This window comes from Chryseobacterium sp. 2P (assembly GCF_059579425.1).
This window is the reverse complement of sequence record NZ_CM184194.1, coordinates 1,833,089-1,853,127: the sequence shown is the minus strand read 5'-3', so window position 1 is coordinate 1,853,127 and position 20,039 is coordinate 1,833,089. Positions and strand designations below refer to the sequence as shown.

The window sequence follows — 20,039 nt, the reverse complement described above, 5'->3', positions numbered from 1 at the left end:
GTTTATTTGTGTTTTTAAGGTAGTTCTTTTAATTAATTTTCATCTATGACTTCACTCAATATGTCTTTTTTATTTATATCCGGATCTTCAACTACCAGATTTTCAAGAATAAAAGTTTGCCTGTCCGGAGTGTTTTTTCCCATATAAAATTCAAGAAGCTGATCAATCGTCTGATCTTTTCCTACGACAACAGGTTCCAGACGGATGTCTTTTCCGATAAAATGCTTGAATTCATCAGGAGAAATTTCTCCCAATCCTTTAAATCGGGTGATCTCAGGATTTCTTCCCAGTTCGTTCAGTGCTTTTATCCTTTCCTGTTCTGTATAGCAGTATCGTGTTTCTTTTTTGTTTCTCACCCTGAATAACGGAGTCTGAAGAATATAAAGGTGACCATTCTTGATGAGATCCGGAAAGAACTGCAGGAAAAATGTAATCATCAGCAGACGAATATGCATTCCGTCGACATCGGCATCAGTTGCTATAATTACCTGATTGTACCGAAGATCTTCGAGACTTTCCTCAATATTTAAAGCTGCCTGAAGAAGGTTGAATTCTTCATTTTCATACACTACTTTTTTAGTTAAGCCATAACAGTTCAATGGTTTACCTTTCAGGGAAAAAACCGCCTGTGTTTCTACATCTCTGGATTTTGTGATGGATCCTGATGCAGAATCTCCTTCGGTAATGAAGATCTGGGTTTCTCCTTTTCTTTCGTTCTTCTGATCGTTGTAATGCTGTCTGCAGTCGCGAAGCTTTTTGTTGTGGAGAGAAACCTTTTTGGCTCTTTCTCTCGCCAGCTTCTGAATTCCTGAAAGTTCTTTTCTTTCTCTTTCCGAGATTAAAATCTTTCTCTGGATCGCTTCTGCCACTTCAGGATTTTTGTGTAAGAAGTTATCTAATTTACTTTTCAGGAAATCAATAACAAAAGTTCTTACGGTGGGTCCGTTCGGTCCGATATCATTGGATCCTAACTTTGTTTTGGTCTGAGATTCGAAAACCGGTTCCTCCACATTAATGGAAACTGCCGCCACAATTGATTTTCTAACGTCAGAAGCATCAAAATTTTTATTGAAAAACTCACGGATTGTTTTTACATACGCTTCTCTGAAGGCATTTAAATGCGTTCCTCCCTGTGTTGTATTCTGTCCGTTAACGAATGAAAAATACGTTTCGGTCTGAGATTTATCGGTGTGTGTAATGGCAACTTCGATATCATTGTCTTTCAGATGAACAATGGGATAAAGGGTTTCGTTTTCCAGCTCTTCATCCAGCAAATCTTTCAGTCCGTTCTCTGAAAAGAAGGTTTCTCCGTTGAAAAGGATTTTTAAGCCGGGATTCAGATACGCATAATTGCGGAGCATTCTTTCAATATACTCTTTTCTGAATTTGAAGTGAAGGAAAATATCCGCATCCGGAATAAAGGAAATCTCGGTTCCGTTTCTGTCTGAGGAGTCTTTTTCTTCAAAATTTTCTGTAATAATACCTCTGGAAAACTCTGCGGCTTTCATCCTCCCGTCACGGAAAGAACGAACGCGGAAATAATCGGAAAGGGCATTAACTGCTTTTGTACCGACTCCGTTAAGACCTACGGATTTTTTGAAGGCCTTACTGTCGTACTTTCCTCCGGTATTCATTTTGGAAACCGCATCCACTACTTTCCCCAGTGGAATACCGCGTCCGAAATCACGGATCGTGACTTTTCCGTCGTCTAATTTTATTTCAATTCTTTTACCTGCTTTCATCCTGAACTCATCAATGGAGTTGTCCAGAATTTCTTTCAGTAAAATGTAGATACCATCATCGGCGGAAGACCCGTCTCCCAGCTTCCCGATGTACATTCCGGGACGCAGGCGGATGTGTTCCTGCCAATCGAGGGTTCTGATATTATCTTCGGAATAGATCGGATTTATTTCTTGTGACATATGTAATTTCAGCAAACATACAAAAATACGAAATTGAAGAAAATTATCCGAATATTTTAAGCCGTTTTTTTGTTAATATTCTCCCAAGAATGGCATTATTGATAGAGAAAATGTCAATTTAAATAATTCAATATAAAGTGAAAAAAGTATTTTGTTTTATTTTTTTCGTTAAAATTAACGCAGATTATGTTTCAATTTAATAATTTTAATCATAAAAATAAAATATTATCTTATGACTTAGATCATTTAGCTATTAATATAGAAAACTGAAACCAAAACCAAACTCACATGAAAAATAAATTGAATGCCTTCATCATTGATGACAAGGATGATGGCAAATGCATTTCCCGATTACTGAAAAAGGAATTTCCTGAATTTGAAGTGCATCTTCAGAAGAGCGGTATCCTTTTCGAGCCAGATTATTTCAGCAAGAATTCTCCGGATATTTTATTCGTTGATATTCAGTATTTCGACGATAAGAGTGCGGAAATACTAATGAAACTGAAAGAAAATGATTTCCCCGTTATATTGGTTACGGAATCTGAAAAATCGGCCATTCAGGCTATAAAAAAAGGGTTTATCCGATATGTTTTTAAACCTTTAAAAAATCTGGATTTTGTTCTCACCGTTAATAAAGCACTTGAAAAATTCAGAAAAAATAAAGCTTCTCATTCTGCAGGTTCTCAAAACAAAATTAACCTTCCCACCCTGCAGGGCTTTAAGCGGGTAAATATTGATGAAATTATCCGTTGCGAAGCAGATTCCAACTACACTTCTATTTACCTTTCCGATAAAAGCAAAGTAATGGTTTCGAAAACCTTATGCGATTTTGAAAAAAATCTTTCAGAATATAATTTCTTCAGAATTCATCATAAGCATCTCATCAATCTGGAACATCTGAAAGAATACATCAAAGGAAAAGGCGGACAGGTTGTAATGGCAGACAATTCTGTACTTGACGTTTCTATCCGAAAGAAAAATGAGTTTCTTCATAAAATGGCTTAAAACTCACACATGTTTGAATAATCTACACACTTGCTCATTTGTTGGCTGCAGTTAATCACTTCAACTAGGCTGTTTTGTAATGCTTTACTATTTTTGAGGACAATCCAATCATTAAATATTATCATTATGAAAAAAAGTCTATTACATGCGAAAAATCTTTTTGCAGCAGCAATGATCTTTTCCGGCGGTTTAGTAAATGCACAACAATGGCTAACGACAGGAAACGCAGGAACTACTGCAGGAAACTATGCCGGAACAACAGGAGCAACCGCATTTTATCTGAGAACGAACGGAACTGCAGCGGTTCCCGGACAGGCGATTCTTAATGAATTCGGAAGCTTTATTGTAGATGGAGACAACAATACCAACATTGTAAAATCCAAAGGAAATATTGTCGCCGGTGCAGGTAACACTATCGGAGCAGGATCCGGAAGTTCATTGGTAAGCGGCTGGGGAAATAATTTAGCGGCTGCAGCAGGCGCTAATCTGGTGAGCGGACAGGACAACGTTGTATTGAATAATGCAAGTAAATCTGTTGCTTTAGGGTGGAAAAACGTCATCAGGAATGCCAATCAGTTCGCGATTGGGGTAGGAATTGATCTCGGAAACTTTTATTCGGGAGGATTCGGGATTGATCTTGCGGCAACCGGTGACCGTTCTTTCGTCATCGGATCCGGAACGGGCGGAACAAAATTAACGAACAGTATTCCGCGTTCTATTATGTTTGGTATGTCACCAACTTCCACAATGCTGATCGTAGACCAATATGTCGGTGTAAGAACAACGGCTCCTACGGCTAATTTTCATACTGTAGGAACAGTGCGGCTTCAGGGGCTTCCTAATGGATCCGGAAGAGCATTGGTTGTGGATAATGACGGAAATGTGATGGTGGCAACAAGTACGATTACACGACAAGCAAATAATGAAAACGATTATCAGATCCAGATTGATGAATTGAAAAATGAAATTAAAGAGCTTAAAGAACTGCTGAAACAAAATAAAATGAGCGTTGATATGAGCTCAGAAGCCCATGAAGCAAAATTATATCAAAACGCTCCTAATCCAGGAAAAGGCGAAACAATTATCAAATATTATCTTCCAAGAGATACCAAGAATGCCTCCATTGAAATCTATAATGCTTCAGGGCAGGTGATGAAGACCATTTCCTTGCAAGAAAAAGGAAACGGAAGTATCAACCTTTCAGGGATGAGAGGCGGTTCTTATGTTTACAGCCTTATTGCAGACGGGAAAATTGCAGACTCAAAAAAAATGCTGATTCAGGAATAGTTAATGGTCTTAGATATTTTTTTAATTTTTAAGCTGTCTTCGGGCAGCTTTTAACATTTATTAAAAAATACTTTACACTTACTCAAAATCTTCCCACACTTACTTAATCACCTTAGTGTGATATTGTTTTAAATGATACTTTTAAACTATTAACTACATATAGAAAATAAAACAAACTAAAAGGTGAAAACCAAAATGTATTATTCATTGAGTATTAATTCTTAAAGTTTTTGTTGGTTTTTGATGTATAAAATCAATTTCGCATCATGGTAAGAATGTATTTTTTAACTCTCTGTTTTCTCTTAGGAAGCGTCATGCTTTTCGGGCAGAATCCACCCTGCTCAGATTTTAATGATCCTGTAAATCCTTACGGAAACTGGGCTCCTGCTGCACCGCCCAACGGAAACGTTAGTGTAGGCGTAGATTCTCCCAATCCGCTTGACGGATCACAGTTTCTTGTTATTAAGGATAAATCCGGAGGTTCCTGGTACCAGAACTGGAAAGATTACCAGAATCTGGGAAAATATTTTCTGGGACAGTGTATTTATTTTGATTTTTATCTGGAAAACGACAGTGGTTATGGATTGCCTTATCACCCGTACATTACTATTTCCGACGGAACCAACAGTGCGACGTTTGTTGCAAGCGTAACTGTAACTCCCGGAAGCGGATGGGTTCGTATAAAAGCGCCTATTCAGCTTTCCAGCGGCGGTGTTCTTCCGAGCAATTCCGACGGAGCATGGACGATGAGTCCCGTTAATGCAGCAGTTTTTGATAATATCATCATGAATACTCAGCTTATTGCGATCACTCCGGATATTACCTCTACACAACAGGAAGTTATGTATTTTGATAATATTTGTGTAAAACCTTGTGAAGGTTGTAACGAATGTAACTCTAACTTTAAAATCCAGACTACAACCAGTACATCCGGAAATTATACCACGGCTCAGGTATTTTTAGAAAGCACCAATTCTCCAAGTATGTATAAGGTAGACTGGGGCGACGGAACGACAGGCAACGTACTTACTTCGCATACCTACAACACACCGGGAAGCTACACAGTCTGTGTGACTCAGCTTCAGGGAGACGTACCTAAATGTAAAACCTGTATTTCGATCTGTATTCCGAAACCCGCAGAAGGCGGAAATGCCAGAAATTCAGCTAATCTGAAATCTCCTCTGAAAGATGTGGCAGATGCAGCAAGAGCAGAATCCGGAACAGCCAGCCAACTGGATTATAATCTGGTTCCTAATCCTGCAAAAAATTATGTGGATGTGCAGACTAATCTGGCAAAAAGAGGAAATGTAACCATCAGAATAATGGATGCTTCCGGAAAAATTCTGATCAGTAATTCTGAAACAGTGGATAGCGGAAAACAAAGCATCAAGATTAATACAGAGAAACTGATTCAGGGGACCTACATCGTAGAAGTGCAGTCTGATAACATTAAATCTGCACAAAAGCTTTTAATTTCGAAGTAAATTCAATCAAAACCAACACACAAAATAATATACTATGAAAACAAATCTAAAAACCGGAGGACTGCTTCTGAGAAGCTTCCAAATCATAAAATCGCAAAGATTACTTTTAGCCATTTTCATCAGTCTGATTTCTTATTCAGAAGTTTCTGCACATGCTTCTACGATTACAAGAAAATGGTGCGGCGGATTTTTTCACAGAAAATTTGTTGCTCAGGCTCAGACTTCCGCACTTTCTTACACAAAATATGTAACAGGCTATAATTGTATCGGGCAATTTGTAGGATACGGAAATATAGGTTATTGGTCTTCAACCTGCTCCAATGAAAGCAAAGGATGTTCCCGTCCTCAGACAGCCACCTGCAGCAAAAGCGGAACGGTTTACGATCAGGTCTACAATCTTTGTACACTTTCTTTCACAGGTCCCTATGCGTATAACAGCTACGCAAAAGCCGAACATCTTACAAGCGGAATTTATCTTACGCAGACTTCCTCAGGCAGAGGTTCTGCAGGACTTACAGGAAGTTATGCTTTAGATGAAAAGAAGTTCTCCAGACTTGTAGACAATGGTACTTCTTTCGGAGAAATTACCGGCGATGTTACGGTGAACGATAACAATCAGCTTGTTGTTACTAAAATGAACGGAAGAATCAGTGTTACTCCGTCAGCAGATTTTTATTCTGACGTAAAAATAGTTGTCATTAAAGAAAATGTCAATATTTCGGATGATGAAGCGCTTGCCAATGAACAGGCTGTGCAAAACGGAACTTATCCCGATGTAGTGTATACCGCAACCGTACATATTTCTAAAAACGGACTTATATACGACGGAATTTTTAAAAACGGATTTATAAGCAACCAGATTAAAGAATATGCTACCGCACAGGAAAAAGGTGTTTCTTTCAGCAATTTTTCTTCATCGGTTCCTATTAATGTTAATTTAAATGATGACGAAAAGCTTACCCTGGTAACAGTAATGGATGGCGGATTTGATATCAGTACCGCAGTGGTGCAAAAAAATGCAAATACGGCTACGGACAATACTTTATCATTCGAGAGTCCAAAACTTACTCCTAATCCTGCAAAAGATTATGTAGACGTAAATATCAATCTGGAAAAAAGCGAATTGATTACTGTAAGAATCATCAGTTCTTTAGGTAAAATATCTTCTGAAAAATCTCAAATGCTGAGCAGCGGAAAACAATCCATAAGGCTCAGCACAGAACAGCTTCTTCCGGGAACTTATATTGTTGAGATAAAATCGTCCTCCAAAACTACTTCGCAAAAGTTACTCATAACGAGGTAATGCAATTCATATCTTCAAAAAAAGCCATCCGGAATCGGATGGTTTTTCTTTGTAAGTTAGTAAAATAGCCTATTCTTGTTCCCATAATCTGAAATTAAAATCTTTTTGTTTTTTGTGATTAATTTAAAACTCTAAATATCGCCTGATTGTAAAAAATAAATTAAATTCGAAACAACAAAAAATAACCTTTAATGATACAACTTCCTTTATCTAAACTTTCCAATGTAGGAACTACGATTTTCAGCCAGATGACGCAGCTTGCCAATGAAAATGAAGCCATCAATCTATCGCAGGGGTTTCCCGATTTCATGCCGGATTCCGAATTGCTGGATCATGTGGATCATTTCATTAAAAAAGGCTTTAATCAGTATGCACCGATGGGCGGAATGATTGGTTTGAAGGAAGAAATTGCCGGAAAAATAGAAAATTCTCATCAGGCAGTGTATCATCCAGATTCTGAAATTACCGTTACTGCAGGCGGAACTCAGGCTATTTTCACTGCAATTGCGACTTTTGTAAAGAAAGAAGATGAGGTCATTATTTTTGAACCGGCTTACGACTGTTATGAACCTACGGTAGAGCTTTTCGGAGGAATTGTAAAGCGTTTCGAAATGAAAGCTCCCGATTATGAAATCGACTGGAATGTTGTGAAAAATTTAGTCTCGGAAAAAACAAAGATGATTATCCTGAACAATCCGAACAATCCTTCCGGAAAGATTTTAAAGGAAAATGACATTCAAGAATTAATTAAAATTGTGGAAGGAACTTCTATCCTGATTTTAAGTGACGAAGTTTATGAAAATATTGTCTTTGACGGAAAACAGCATTTAAGCATCTGCAAATATCCCGAACTGAAAAACAGAAGTCTTCTGGTTGCTTCATTTGGAAAACTGTTTCATGTTACCGGCTGGAAAATAGGCTATTGTGCAGCTCCGAAATATCTGACTGACGAATTCAGGAAAGTCCATCAGTTTAATGTTTTCTCCGTGAATACACCGATGCAGCTTGCTTTGGCGGAGTATATGAAAAATCCGGATCATTACAATCAGCTGAATCAGTTCTTTCAGGAAAAAAGAGATTTTTTAAGACAGGGTTTAGCCAATACTTCTTTTGAATTACTGGATTGTGAAGGAACTTATTTTCAGGCTTTAAAATATGATAAGATTTCTGACAAAAATGATCTTGATTTTGCTCACGAACTCACGATTAATCATAAGGTGGCAAGTGTTCCTTTCTCTTCTTTTTATAAAAACAGACTGAATGAAAATGTTATCCGTTTGTGTTTTGCCAAGAAGCAGGAAACTTTAGAAAGAGCTTTGGAAAATTTGTCTAAACTGTAATTTCGTTGATCGTTGATTTAGCAAACTATAAAGATTTCAAAAAAAATTTAACCACAAAAGATGCAAAAGACTTTATTGGATTTATTTAAAGTATTTCAAAAGTCTGCAAAGAGAAAAAATCTTTGATTTTTTTAAAACTTATGTGCTCTTTTTTCCATTTAAGTATTAAACTTAAACTACTAAAGTGTTACAATCTTTTGCATCTTTTGCGGTAAAAAAGTTTAGACAAATTTTCCATTTAAGTAGTAAACTTTAAAAACTAAAGTGTTTCCATCTTTTTGCATCTTTCGCAGTAAAAAAGTTGAAATAAAAAACTGGTGACATTGATAATTTCTGTCATCAGTTTTTATTTAAGATTATAAAAACATACCTCCGGAAGCTTCAATTCTCTGTCCGTTGATCCATCTTGCCTCTTCGGTACACAGGAAAGCCACTATTCCGCCGATATCGTCGGGAACACCTGCTCTTCCTAAAGCGGTATTATTGGCAACCATAGTATTGATGTTTTTATCATCCCTTGTTCTTCCGCCGCCAAAATCTGTTTCAATAGCACCGGGAGCCACAACATTGGATTTAATTTTTCTTGCGCCCAATTCTTTTGCCTGATATTTCGTAAGCATATCAATGGCTGCTTTCATAGAACCATATACGGAAGATCCGGGTAATGCAAACCTTGCCAATCCTGATGAAACGTTGATGATTCCACCACCTTCATTCATAAAAGGCAAAAACTTCTGAGTCAGGAAAAATACTCCTTTGAAATGAATATCCACCATATCGTCCAACTGCTCTTCGGTAACCTCCGGAATCGGGCAGTACAAAGCTGTTCCTGCATTGTTGATGAGATAATCGATATTTCGGCTGCCTGTATTTTCTTCAAGGTGATCTCCCACCGTTTTTACAAAAGCATCAAAACTTTTCACCTCTTTTGTATCCAGTTGATAAGCAATTGCTTTCTGTCCTAAAGACTGAATTTCTTCTACTACTCTATCCGCTTCTTCCTTATTGGTTCTGTAAGTTAAAATGACATCAAGACCTTTCTGGGCAATTTTAATAGCAGAATTTCTTCCTAATCCTCTGCTTCCACCTGTAATCAGAGCAATTTTTGTTCTTGTTTCCATTATTTAATGATTTATTTTAATGAGACAAAGTTCAGGTAATTTACGGTTCAGGCGTTTGCTTTAATCAAACTTAAATTTGCAAAATTCAAATCATGATCGAAATTCCAAAGGAGCGAGAGATGTTTTCTTTTTGAAAAAGTTTGAAAAATGAGCAATTTCCTCAAATCCTAGAGCATAGGAAATCTCAGAAACATTCCACTTGGTCTGTTTCAGAAGAATTTTTGCTTCCTGAATAACCCTTTCTGCAATAATTTCCGTAGTGGTTTTTCCTGTACTTTCTTTCAGTTTTTTATTCAAATAATTTACGTGAACAGCCAATCGGTCTGCATAATCTTTTGCCGTTTTCAGCTGCAGTCTCTGATCCGATGATTCTATGGGAAACTGCCTTTCCAACAGTTCTATAAACAGCGAAACAACACGCAGTGAAGCATCATTTGATGTTGATAATTTTGAAGCCGGCTGCAGCTTCTGCCCGTAATGAATAAGCTCCAGAACATAATTCCTGATAAGATCATACTTAAAAATATAATCAGAATTAATTTCTTTTTTCATCTTATCGTACAGCTGTTCAATTTCGTCAGCCAGATCATCCTCAATCTCAAAAAGAGGCACATTTCCAGGCTGAAAGATCGGCAAATCTTCAAGAGTATTATGCGATTTATCCTTAATAAAAAAATCTTCTGTAAAAACGCAGAAACTCCCCGACTGGAAAGGATCTTCGGGAATCCAGTGATACGGAACTTTAGGAGTCGCAAATAAAAGTGCATTCCCTTTTATCTGAATAATTTTATCTGCATATTCCGCCCTGTTTCTGCCTCTTATTAAGCTTATCTTGTAATATTTCCTCCTGTTGTAAGGCATTTCAGAAGTTGTTTTTGCTCTTTCCAGAGTTTGGGCAATATCAAAAACATTAAAATGGCCGATTTCCTTATGAAGCCCTTTCGGAAAAATAGTCTCGATATCCGTTCCGAGTTTTGCGGTCATTTCTCTGTAAAAGTCATCCAGCGAAGTGTAGGAAGTATGCTGCATCTTTTCCATAACTGAAATTTGTAAAATTCAAATGTACGGAATATTATTTCCGAAATCCCAAACAATAATTTTATAAATTTATCAAACAAAAGTGATTTATATTGAATTATTTTATATATTAGTGATGTCAAATTAAAAATATTCAATATGAAAAATCAAAATTTAAGCAACAGAAGGAAATTGAACAAAAAACAACTGCGTTCTATTACAGGGGGAAAAGAAATGTGTATAGATCGTAATACAGGGGAATGTAGAAAATATGGTCCATTTTGTGGTGAGATACAATGCCAGCTCATTCCTGATTTATAAATTAAGGTAATGTACTGAAAAATAGTTGGTGAAATTCAGGATATATTTTAATAAATTATGGATGTTAATCCGAAGAGGACAAAAGCACTGGTGGAGATCAACTTTTCAGCAATAGGATTAATGTTCAAAACGATAGTTTTAAGGTGAGGTTTCCCTCACCTTTTCGTTTATTATCGGATGAACCTTATGGCTAAAAAAACTCTATTTTTCGTTAGAAAAATAAATATACCATTTGATGAAATTGATTCGGTTTTTCAATGTGAGACCTCTGTGCAGGTCGAGATGATTTTTTAAATGGCTGAAATATCCCTCAATACCATTGGTTGTTTTAGGAATATTGGGATTTTCCAGATAATGAAACATATTGGGCAATGCCCGTTTTATAGTAAAATACGATCGTCTGAGAAGCTTGTGGGTATACCAGTATCTTTCGGTTTCAAGATTAATTGTTTTTTCATTAATATAATCCTGATGTCTCAAATACCAGTCGTTGAGTTCATTTTTCCACCAGATTTTATCGTTTTGTGTTTTAATTTTCAGTAATAATAAAACGTGTTTTCGAAGTTCCTGACCGGCAATGTGTTTAGGAAACTTTGTGAGCCAGATCAGGCACATTCTCTGAATATGAACCAGACATCTCTGAGTAATGATGTCTCCATCAGATTTATTTATGGCTTTCAAAACGCTTTTATGTCCATCTGTAGTAATGCTTTCCAGCTTTACGCCCAGCCGTAAAAGATTGTTTAAATCTTCCCTGATTTCTTCATAATGTTCTCCATCGGTAAAACGGATAAGCTGTGTATATCCATCAAAATCATCCTGATAAGCAATTAAACAGAACTGAGCAAAATAAGTTGCATCCATTCTTAAATTCACCTTTTCCCGTTTGATGATCTTTAAGGTAGGAGACTGCTCTAAAATGGTATAAAATGTTTTCTGCAAAGTATCTTTCGAATAACCGCTGTCTCTGCAAAGCGTTTTGTAGGTCTGCCTTTCCAATACCCATTTTTTGAACCAGATAAAACGATTTTTAATTCTCTGCTCCGTTCTGTTTTGAGTAAATAAAATCCCGCAATTTTTACATTTAAATCTTTGCTTTCCCCCTTGTTTTCCCCAACGAATTACCTCCAGGCTTGAACAAGACCAACAACGTTTTTTTGCCATTTTTCAGACAAAGAAAAAGTTTTATGAAACACGTTTCATAAAACTTCCTCCAAGCAGCCTAACAATGAGGTTTTGATAGGATTCTACCAACTATTTTTCAGTATTATGCCTAAATTAATTTATTAAACAAATAAAAACGCTTCGAAGCAATGCTCCGGAGCGTTTTTCTTTATAACTAACTTTAATACTTTATTCTTATACGTTGAATCTGAAGTGCATGATATCACCGTCTTTTACGATATATTCCTTCCCTTCTACAGAAAGTTTTCCGGCTTCTTTTACTTTTACTTCAGAACCGTAGTTTACGTAATCATCATACTTGATTACTTCTGCACGGATGAACCCTTTTTCAAAGTCGGTATGAATTACACCCGCCGCTTGAGGAGCAGTCCACCCTTTTCCGATTGTCCACGCTCTTACCTCTTTTACTCCTGCTGTAAAATAAGTCTGAAGTTTTAATAAATCATAGGCTTTTCTGATCAGTCGATTTACTCCCGGCTCCGTAAGACCAAGCTCTTCAAGGAAAATTTCTCTTTCTTCGTAAGTTTCAAGTTCATTGATGTCTGCTTCAATCTGAGCGGCTAAAACAACGACTTCTGCACCTTCATTTTTTGCCATTTCTTCAATTTTACCAATCCATTCGTTACCATTCTTTATTGAATTTTCATCCACGTTACAAACGTAAAGAACCGGCTTATTGGTTAATAATTGAACATCTCCGATAATTGATTTCGTAAAATCATCTGTTGCAAATTCTCTCGCATTTTTACCGTCTTCTAAAAATTTCTGAAGATTCTGAAGTGTTTCATAAGCCAAAACATCTTCTTTTTTACCGGATTTGATGAACTTTTTAGCTTTTTCAACTGCTTTTCCTACCGTTTCCAGATCTTTCAGCTGAAGTTCGATATCAATGATCTCTTTATCTCTTAACGGATCTACCGAGCCTTCTACGTGAACAATATTACCGTTATCAAAACATCTTAAAACATGGATAATTGCCTCACATTCGCGGATATTGGCAAGGAACTGGTTTCCCAAACCTTCTCCTTTACTTGCTCCTTTTACAAGTCCTGCGATGTCTACAATCTCTACAACTGCCGGTAAAACTCTTTCAGGTTTTACTAATTTTTCAAGCTCAAACAATCTGTGATCCGGTACTGAAACAGTCCCCAAATTCGGTTCGATGGTACAGAAAGGATAGTTTGCCGACTGTGCTTTTGCATTGCTCAGACAGTTAAAAAGAGTTGATTTACCTACATTCGGTAAGCCTACGATTCCACATTTCATAACGAAATTTTTATTTTATTTATAATGCTATGTAACCTTTCGGTTTCATATTGTAAAATTCTATGGTTAAGATTAATATTCAAATTGGAGGTTATTTCCGATCTGAACTTTCAGCGTGCAAAGATAGTGATTTTAAAGCATAATTCCTTCACCCTTCTATTAATTAAATTCTAAGCTATTTTCCTTTCCAGAAATAAATTATCCCCGAAACATTAAGCTTCGGGGACATTTTGTTAAAGAGATGTTTCAATTATCTTGGGAAAGGAAGAGTTGGATGAATAGGATCTACAGGATAGCATCCGCAAAGACAATCCCACTGATCAAATACCTCATCGCAAACACCAATGGCTTCACATCTCCATAAATGTCCTACAGGACAAGCTGGAACATTGGGTCCTGCTCCTTTTACCTGCTTCAGCTGTTCTCTTGAAATTTTTTTCAAATTTTTCATAGTAATTTTTATTTGTAATTCAGACAAATATAATAATATTCTCTACATAATGAATTATTAAGTTAAAAATTTACTATAGAAATAAAACTATTCTAAAAATCCGTCACCACTATGACGGATTTCAATAATTTAATTTCAAAAAAGATTATTAAGGATTATCTCCCGTCGCTTCCTGCGCCAATGGAACGTCTCCCGGAGTTTCCTGTAAAGTTTTATCTAAGGTAAATAAAGATTCATCCGTAGCTCTGTCTCCACCTGCAATTTTTAATTTATCCATCAGATTCTGCGCCAGTGTTTCCTCTTCAATCTGCTCCTGTACAAACCACTGCATAAAGTTCCACGTTGCCCAGTCTTTTTCTTCAAGAGCCATATCTACAATTTTATAAATGGCAGTGGTATTATCTACTTCATGTTTGAAAACCCCTTCAAAACAATCGGTAAGCGATTCCGGATCTGCCGGAGGAGCAGGAATTGCATCTACCTTTGGCTTTCCGCCTCTGTTTAATACATATTCCATGAATTTGATGGAGTGATTTCTTTCTTCCTGAGCGTGTCTGTACAGGAAATTGGCCATTCCCTGATATCCTTTATCGTCTGCCCAGATTCCGTATGATAAAAAGGTGTGTGAAGCGTGAATTTCTTTGTTCATCTGGTCGCTTAATGCTTTTTCAATGGAATCGGAAAGTCTTTTGGTATTCATAATAGATATTTTTTGTGATTATGAATCTATGGATACAAAAATAGTTCCGAGAAGTTTTTATTTTTAACCAAAACATTTACACACATCCACAAACCACTGAATTACATCATTTTAAGCCATTAATTTATAGTTATTCTAAAATATGAAGATAAAATTTTCAGATCAAAAGAAAACTTCCGGTATAAAAACGGAAGCCTTCTCTAAAAAATTATCTCTGTTCTATTGCTTTATCAATGTTTTCGTAAGTGACTTTCCTTTCCCTGTTATTTTTATGTAATAAATTCCGCTCGGGAAATGATTAATATTTAGTTTTTCATGGTAATCATCGTTGTAAGAATTCACATTTTTTGATAAAACCAATGATCCTCTTGCATCAATAATTTCAATCTTCATTTCTTTTTCCTTTGATTTGAATTGTATATTTACCTCCTGATTCGAAGGATTGGGATAAATAATAAAATCATTCGTTGTAATCTCCTTTTCTTCAGCAGATAAGCTTCCGTTAGCACATAGTGGAATTCTGTTGACCCCATCAATTCCCCAAGATGGCTGAACGGGAATACACAGCCAGTTCAATACAGTCGGCAAATGATCCGTTTCCCGGGTTGTCGATAAATAATTATAAATTTTAAAATTAGTAATCGTGTTCAGATTTCTGGCAGGAGATCCGGTAATCGTAACAGTGTTTGCATTCGGACCGGAATCCGCCAGTGTATTTCCCGAAACCTCATCACATTTCCAGTTGGCAACCAATTGAGAATAATAAGGATGCGAAGCTGTAATATCCTGATTTGCCCAATTCACGATGACCTCATTCGGAAGCGCAGATTTCCACACTCTGATGTCTCTGTAGGAAGCTGCGAGTGTTGGACTGTAGGTGTTCGTCCCGTCCTGATTGATCGTAAACGGAAGTCCCGAATCAATATTTCCAATGGTATTCATTTTTGCAAAAGTTACGGGAACACCATCTTCATACATCGTTACAAGTCCGTCTCTGTCGAAACTTACGGCAATATGCTTCCATGTATTGAGTTCCATTTTCCCACCCACAAGATCAATCCTGTTGATTCCGTCGCCGATATTCATTTTAAAAGTCTGTCCGGAATATCCTGAGATCACAAAGCCTTTGTTTTTTCCGTTTGCCCAGTTTTTATTACTGATCATTACAGGATCACTGGTGTACGCAACATTGGGTTTCACCCAGAATTCAACTGTAAAATCCTGAGTTGCCCCAAAATTAAATGGAGTCTGATTCGCAGGTTTTGCATACGTTCCTGCCGGAAGATTGAGCTGATTGAACGTTTTAGGAGATTCTGAAATGGTTCTGCTGATTTGCTGAGGAGTAAAATTAAGATTAGAATAGATGGTAAAAGTATTCCTTTCCGAAAGATTTCCGCCTCCATGCCCGTTATCTACCGCACCATGATCCGTAGTTAAAACAACCAGCCAGTCTTCATTACTGTACGTTGATCGGCTTTTCATAGTGTTTACAATTTCTCCGATGTACGTATCGATGGTTTGTATGGAAGAAACATACTGCGGTACAGAAGACGAAAAGCCATAAGAATGTCCGGCGTGATCCACATCGTCAAAATCAATAAACAAAATATCCGGATTATCGTTTTGCAAAGCATTTACAGCCGCATTTTTCACTGCAAGATCCGTTGTGAAATTAGTCTTTACATCGGCGTTCTGAACAATGGTATTGTTAACCGGAGCCCAATGAGCCAGAGAAATGGTTCTTAAATTGGGATTATACGCTTCCGTTCTCGTTAAAAAGTCAGGGTAATTTGCATAGTTCGGACTGGTAAAATTATTGTCCTGCACATTGTGTTTCGTATGCCAGACTCCTGTAAGCATGGTGCTCCAGCCGTTTCCGCTCAAAGTAATTGCGGCACAGAGTCCGTCTAAAGAATAAACTGACTGATTTGCCAGTGCATGAATGTTCGGTGTACCGGAAGACATCATAACATCCGCCCGACAACCGTCGATCCCGATAAAAAGAACTTTCTTCGTCTGAGCTCCGAGAAAACAGCTCATTACGACTGCCATTGAAAATAGTTTTGCTTTCATAATAATAAGTGGGTTTTGAATTTTAAGACTTTACAAACTTTAGGTTGATTGAGTAATTTTAAAAAGGGATGTTGGGAACTTTGTCAAAGTTTAAAACTTTGACAAAGTTGATTTCCTGATTTCACGAAACCGATGTTCAGAAGTAAAAAAGAGGATGAATTTGGATAAGCGTAATTTGAAAGAATTAGAGTTTGTTTAAACTTTTTTTTAAAATAAAATATTCTTGTTGTAAAACGCAAAGACGCAGGATTTTTATTCGTCTCAAATCTTTAAGGCGCAAGAAAATCAAAGATTTTCAATAGGGAATATGCTTAATTTTATCGTAGATAAAATCTTTGCGCCTTAAGACAAAACCGTATTTGATGAATATTTTGCGCCTTTGCGATGGTTATATCCATTCAGTTAAAACAAGCTTTTAGTAAAAAAATCGTTCAGCCTCAGAAATCGTGTTAAAAATATAATCGGGATTGGATTTTTCCAGTTCAGCCTTGCTCTGCGCCCCGGAAAGAACAGCTACCGTAACTCCGCAGCCTGCATTTTTGCCTTCTTCGATATCGATGACAGAATCGCCCGCTTTTAAAACTTTTTCAGGTTCATGAATATTGAATTTTTTCATAGCCAGAAGAATCATTTCCGGACTTGGCCGGCTTTCCGAAACGTCATCGGCTGTAATTAAAGCATCAAAGTGCGCATTTTCTTTCCAGCCCAGTTTTTCCAAAAGTTGCAGGGCAATTTCGGAAGTATAGCCTGTATTTAAAACAATCTTTTTATCCTGAGTTCTCATCTTGATGAGGAAATTTTCAACGCCGTTAATCGGTTTTACCACTAAATTCTGATACGCTGTTTTCAGCTGATCCGAAAAGCTTTCAAAAATGGCAGCCGCATCTTCTTCATTTCCGCCTATTTCTTTTAACAGACTGCTGATCGCTTCCAGTTTTTCCATTCCGGCGCAGCTTAATAAAACTTTTTCCAGAGAAACGCTGTATCCGTAATCATTCACGGATTTCATTAACGTTTTATATACCACATTATCTTCATCAATGGTGGTTCCAGCCATATCCAGAACCAGTAATTCTATGTTCTTCATTTAATTTTATGCGTAAATTTTATCTATATTAAATTTTGAAAAGCCTCCGCTTCCCGTCATTCCCTTTCCTCCGATTCCTGTTACAATATGAATGTTGGGAGAAGGACTGTACTCGAAAATATCTTTTGTTTTGCATTGGGAATACACTCCAAACCATCTTCTCTGGATCTCGTAAGTCGGAAGATCTATGATTTTCTTTGCTTCATTAATCATGAATTCATCAATTTCCATATTCAGATCAAATCCTAAATCATCTGCATTTTTCGCATCTGCATATTCATGGGAATCTCCTAAAATAACCGAACCGTCCAAAGCCTGTTTGAACAAAATATGAACGCCGTATTTTTTCTCAAAGGAATTCGGATCTTCCAGTGACTTGATTTTTTTGAAAGACGGACATTCTTCAAAGGCTTCATACCTTCTGATGGAAAGTCCGGTGAGAATATTTCCCTGAAGCGCATAAATTCCCTGTGGCTTTGTCTGAAGCATCTGCAGTTTGCTTACTTCGAGATCACTTTCGTTAAAAACTTCGGGATATAAGGTTTTAAATTCATGTCCGCCGCAAATAATGATTTTTGAAGAATTCAGTTCTGAACGATCAGAAGTTACGGCAATACATTTTCCATTATTTTCATGGGTTTCAACAATGGTCGTGTTGTAGAAAATTTCCAGCTTCAGTTTTTCCTGTAGGAACCGATGAAGTTTTACAATCATATCAGCAGAATCTACCGACAATTCCTGAGGGAAAAACAATCCGCCCTTGCAGTAATCTGAACGGAGTCCGTCAAATTTACTGATGCATTCACTTTTTGACAGGAGAACAGATTCATACTCATTATTTTTATTGATTTCATGTAGCTCATTAATCAGCTGAAGCTCTTCGTCATTGGATGCGATATAGACCGAACCGTTTTTTCGTACCGTTAAATCAGCCTGAAACTGAAGTTCGTTATACATGGTTAAACTTTCTCTTCCGAAGTTCTGCCATTTGAGATCCATTCCGGAAGGTACGACCTGTCCGAAATTTCTTACCGTTGCTCCTTGAGGGACAGAATTCTTCTCCACTAAAGCTACCTTAAGTCCTTTTTTCAGCGCATGATACGCATGAAAAGTTCCTAAAATGCCTCCTCCTACAACGATTAAATCGAATTTTGTTGTCATTTTTACTATAATTTATATACTTTTCGAAGGATCAAAACTGATGTATGGTTTTTTATTGATTTCATTTTTTCCTGATTTTCTTCTGAATGCAACCAATGCGATGAAGGAAGAAATCAGCACAATGGCTACAATGATGTAGTTTAGGCGGATATAAAAATTCAGCCATGAAGTCTGAGGTGAGCCAAAATTTTTGTAAAGCAGAATCAGAACACTTCCCAAATACCCGAAAGAATCTACGAGATAAATCAGAAACCCTACATTTCCTTTGATATTGAAAGCAGCAATCATTCTGTCGAAATAAATTCCGTTGAACGGGATATAACAGAGGTACATTCCGAAACCTGAAAGAACCATCCATAAAAAAGGCGATATAACAGTGCTTTCAAATAAAAAGGTTGAAAAACCTACGGTTAAAATCCCTCCAAAAAGAAGATAATGATACCAGGCAAAAGCTTTTCTGTTGTTTTTGATCTTCACCATAAAACCTAAGATCAGAAGCACCATAACAGCAATCGGAATTTCCGTTAAGGTAAAGACAGAGCTGCTGAATCTGATGTGCAGATTATCCCATATCTCGCGGTTGAAATTATCTCTGAAGTCCCTTAAAACTGTAAGACTTACGTACAACAATGTAATGCAGACCATCGGAACCAGAAACTGCTGAATGATTTTTTTTCTTTCTGCTTTATGAAGCGGCTCTCTTTTGTTTTTTAACAGAATGTCTTCTTCCGTAGGCTGCGGAAGTTTTTCCAGCATCAGTCCGAATATGAGCAACGGAATAATGAATAATAATCCTGCCGAAAAAGGCATCCAGAATTCTGAAACAGAGAAAGTATCCATCAAAAACTTTCCTGCGGATTTTGTAAATCCTGAAGAAACCACAAAGCTCGAACACAAAAACAAACCGATGATTTCTGTTGTTTTCCTTCCTTCAATATAAGAAAAAACGATTCCCCAGATCATCCCGAGCGGAATCCCGTTAATGAACATACAAAGAATATTGTATGGAGCAGGAATGACGGCAAAACCCAGCAAAGCAAGTTCTGCCACTACAATAAAAATGAATAAATAGAAGATCCTATTTTCCGGCTTTAGTTCTGAAATAAACTTAATTCCAAGAAACTTTGAGATAAAATATCCCATAACCTGCGCAATGATTATCAAAACTTTATAGTCGATCCCGAAATAAGAAAGTCCTTTGAAAGAGGCAACTGTAAAGGGTTTCCGGAAACCGTACATGCAAAAGTACACTCCAAATGCCGCAAAAGCCGCTTTAAGGGTTACTGCTGTTTTTTTATTGACCGCTTTTATCATGA

Annotated in this window: 17 protein-coding genes; 6 read left to right on the top strand and 11 right to left on the bottom strand. The window is 37.0% G+C overall.

Annotated features, from left to right (window positions below; genetic code table 11):
- Nucleotides 1-32 precede the first annotated feature (32 nt).
- Entirely contained in the window at nt 33-1,922 is a 1,890-nt protein-coding gene (locus AC52CF_RS08440) for a DNA topoisomerase IV subunit B (RefSeq protein ID WP_214589988.1), read from the bottom strand.
- A gap of 288 nt (nt 1,923-2,210) precedes the next feature.
- Here AC52CF_RS08440 and AC52CF_RS08435 point away from each other — a divergent pair, with 288 nt between their 5' ends.
- The 5 genes from AC52CF_RS08435 (at nt 2,211) to AC52CF_RS08415 (ending at nt 8,341) form a co-directional block, all read left to right on the top strand.
- Nucleotides 2,211-2,927: a LytR/AlgR family response regulator transcription factor gene (locus AC52CF_RS08435; RefSeq protein ID WP_336688762.1), complete on the top strand. Its 717-nt coding sequence runs from the start codon at nt 2,211-2,213 to the stop codon at nt 2,925-2,927.
- Nucleotides 2,928-3,053: 126 nt separating this feature from the next.
- A complete protein-coding gene (locus AC52CF_RS08430; protein ID WP_496518056.1) occupies nt 3,054-4,214 on the top strand; it encodes a T9SS type A sorting domain-containing protein in 1,161 nt (386 codons plus the stop codon).
- A 266-nt stretch (nt 4,215-4,480) separates the two neighbouring features.
- On the top strand, nt 4,481-5,698 hold the full coding sequence (locus AC52CF_RS08425; protein WP_496518055.1) for a T9SS type A sorting domain-containing protein: 1,218 nt from the start codon (nt 4,481-4,483) through the stop codon (nt 5,696-5,698).
- Between the two features lie 34 nt (nt 5,699-5,732).
- Nucleotides 5,733-7,001, top strand: a complete 1,269-nt coding sequence (locus AC52CF_RS08420) for a T9SS type A sorting domain-containing protein (RefSeq protein WP_496518054.1) — start codon at nt 5,733-5,735, stop codon at nt 6,999-7,001.
- Between the two features lie 191 nt (nt 7,002-7,192).
- The gene (locus AC52CF_RS08415; protein WP_214589993.1) at nt 7,193-8,341 is read left to right on the top strand and encodes a methionine aminotransferase; all 1,149 of its coding nucleotides are present in this window, start codon (nt 7,193-7,195) and stop codon (nt 8,339-8,341) included.
- A 356-nt stretch (nt 8,342-8,697) separates the two neighbouring features.
- Here the strand turns inward: AC52CF_RS08415 and AC52CF_RS08410 are convergent, their stop codons facing one another.
- Together AC52CF_RS08410 and AC52CF_RS08405 are read right to left on the bottom strand one after the other, a co-directional pair.
- Nucleotides 8,698-9,462, bottom strand: coding sequence for an SDR family NAD(P)-dependent oxidoreductase (locus AC52CF_RS08410; protein ID WP_214589994.1), 765 nt, complete (start codon nt 9,460-9,462; stop codon nt 8,698-8,700).
- 90 nt (nt 9,463-9,552) lie between these two features.
- A complete protein-coding gene (locus tag AC52CF_RS08405) occupies nt 9,553-10,491 on the bottom strand; it encodes a helix-turn-helix domain-containing protein (RefSeq protein ID WP_410492773.1) in 939 nt (312 codons plus the stop codon).
- A gap of 147 nt (nt 10,492-10,638) precedes the next feature.
- Here AC52CF_RS08405 and AC52CF_RS08400 point away from each other — a divergent pair, with 147 nt between their 5' ends.
- The gene (locus AC52CF_RS08400) at nt 10,639-10,800 is read left to right on the top strand and encodes a hypothetical protein (protein ID WP_214589996.1); all 162 of its coding nucleotides are present in this window, start codon (nt 10,639-10,641) and stop codon (nt 10,798-10,800) included.
- Between the two features lie 201 nt (nt 10,801-11,001).
- On the opposite strand, the gene AC52CF_RS08395 is transcribed toward AC52CF_RS08400, so the two are convergent.
- From AC52CF_RS08395 to AC52CF_RS08360, 8 genes are all read right to left on the bottom strand, one after another.
- Entirely contained in the window at nt 11,002-11,964 is a 963-nt protein-coding gene (locus AC52CF_RS08395) for an IS256 family transposase, variant Zn-binding type (protein WP_496517329.1), read from the bottom strand.
- Between the two features lie 195 nt (nt 11,965-12,159).
- Nucleotides 12,160-13,251 carry a redox-regulated ATPase YchF gene (gene ychF, locus AC52CF_RS08390; protein WP_214589997.1) on the bottom strand — a complete coding sequence of 364 codons (1,092 nt, stop codon included), beginning with the start codon at nt 13,249-13,251 and terminating at the stop codon, nt 12,160-12,162.
- Nucleotides 13,252-13,501: 250 nt separating this feature from the next.
- Nucleotides 13,502-13,702, bottom strand: coding sequence for a bacteriocin-like protein (locus AC52CF_RS08385; protein WP_214589998.1), 201 nt, complete (start codon nt 13,700-13,702; stop codon nt 13,502-13,504).
- 148 nt (nt 13,703-13,850) lie between these two features.
- A complete protein-coding gene (locus tag AC52CF_RS08380; RefSeq protein WP_214589999.1) occupies nt 13,851-14,402 on the bottom strand; it encodes a ferritin in 552 nt (183 codons plus the stop codon).
- Between the two features lie 219 nt (nt 14,403-14,621).
- Nucleotides 14,622-16,475 carry an alkaline phosphatase family protein gene (locus AC52CF_RS08375; RefSeq protein WP_214590000.1) on the bottom strand — a complete coding sequence of 618 codons (1,854 nt, stop codon included), beginning with the start codon at nt 16,473-16,475 and terminating at the stop codon, nt 14,622-14,624.
- 415 nt (nt 16,476-16,890) lie between these two features.
- Nucleotides 16,891-17,562 carry an HAD-IA family hydrolase gene (locus AC52CF_RS08370; protein WP_214590001.1) on the bottom strand — a complete coding sequence of 224 codons (672 nt, stop codon included), beginning with the start codon at nt 17,560-17,562 and terminating at the stop codon, nt 16,891-16,893.
- Between the two features lie 6 nt (nt 17,563-17,568).
- Nucleotides 17,569-18,723 (bottom strand): TIGR03364 family FAD-dependent oxidoreductase, encoded by a 1,155-nt coding sequence (locus tag AC52CF_RS08365; protein WP_214590002.1) that lies wholly within the window; start codon nt 18,721-18,723, stop codon nt 17,569-17,571.
- Between the two features lie 12 nt (nt 18,724-18,735).
- Nucleotides 18,736-20,037 (bottom strand): DUF5690 family protein, encoded by a 1,302-nt coding sequence (locus AC52CF_RS08360; RefSeq protein ID WP_496518053.1) that lies wholly within the window; start codon nt 20,035-20,037, stop codon nt 18,736-18,738.
- Nucleotides 20,038-20,039: the final 2 nt, after the last annotated feature.